Here is a 1,186-nt window from a genome sequence, read left to right as displayed (position 1 = left end):
GGTAATCCCCCCTAAAAATAATAGGATCTAAAAGTAGAATTTTCTCTTAAGATACGAGCAGGAGATTCTGCATGAAAACATCTAAATTTACTGACAGTCAGATCATGTCCATCTTGAAACAGGCAGAATCTGGCACACCTGTAGCGACCCTTTGCCGTGAACACGGCATGAGTAATGCTACCTTTTATAAATGGCGTGCCAAATATGGTGGTATGGATACATCATTAATGGCTCGACTGAAAGAGCTAGAAGCCGAAAATACCAGACTTAAAAAGATGTATGCGGAAGAGCGATTAAAGGCCGAAATCATCCAGGAAGCGATGGCAAAAAAGTGGTAAAGCCATCTTGCCGGCGTAAGATGGCACAACAGGCAGTTGCCCAGCATGCCATTAGTATTCGTTTGGCTTGTAAAGCATTTGGCATTAGTGAAACCTGCTACCGCTATCAAGCCAAACTCAGCGATGACAATGCACTCATTGCTGAACAGCTCATTGAACTCACTGAGGAAAATTCCGATTGGGGCTTTGGTTTGTGCTTCTCGTATTTACGGCATGTTGAGAGTTGCTGCTGGAATCACAAGCGGGTTTACCGCATTTACTGTGAGTTGGCACTGAATCTGCGTATTAAACCGAGAAGAAGACTAAAACGGCATGCGCCTGAACCATTGAAGGAACCAATCCGAGAAAATCAGGTTTGGTCATTAGATTTTATGCATGATCAGCTTTCCGATGGTCGCAAGTTTCGATTATTGAATGTGATTGATGATTACCGCCGCGAAGGCCTAGCCATTGAAGCAGGGTTTTCATTGCCCACAATCAGGGTTATTCGTACGTTGAATCAATTGCTGGAGTGGAGAGAAAAACCGTTAGTGATCCGATGCGATAATGGTCCCGAATTTATCAGTCACGAATTTGTGCGCTGGGCTACTGAGCACGGTATTCGTATTGAATATATTCAACCGGGTAAGCCACAGCAGAATGCGTATATTGAACGCTATAATCGGACCATACGTTATAGTTGGCTGAGCAAGCATTTATTTGATACTTTGGATGAAGTACAAGATTATGCAACAAACTGGTTGTGGCATTACAACCATGAAAGACCACATCAAGCTAACAAAGGAAAGCCACCTCTAATGGCTGCTTAACCTCTACTTTTAACTTCGGTTATTTATGGGAGGATTACC

At 43.2% G+C, this 1,186-nt stretch carries 1 protein-coding gene; it reads left to right on the top strand.

Going from position 1 to position 1,186, the window contains the following annotated elements:
- Window positions 1-71 precede the first annotated feature (71 nt).
- Window positions 72-1,147 (top strand): IS3 family transposase gene (locus tag NI461_RS14010; RefSeq protein WP_101494812.1). Its coding sequence is split into 2 segments (ribosomal slippage): window positions 72-324 and window positions 324-1,147, totalling 1,077 coding nucleotides; the frame shifts between segments, so codons are not numbered across the junction.
- The last annotated feature ends 39 nt before the right edge of the window (window positions 1,148-1,186 follow it).

The sequence above is a fragment of the Acinetobacter sp. S4400-12 genome (genome assembly GCF_024129495.1).
GTDB lineage: Bacteria > Pseudomonadota > Gammaproteobacteria > Pseudomonadales > Moraxellaceae > Acinetobacter > Acinetobacter lwoffii_C.
This window is presented reverse-complemented; position numbering and strand designations above follow the sequence as displayed.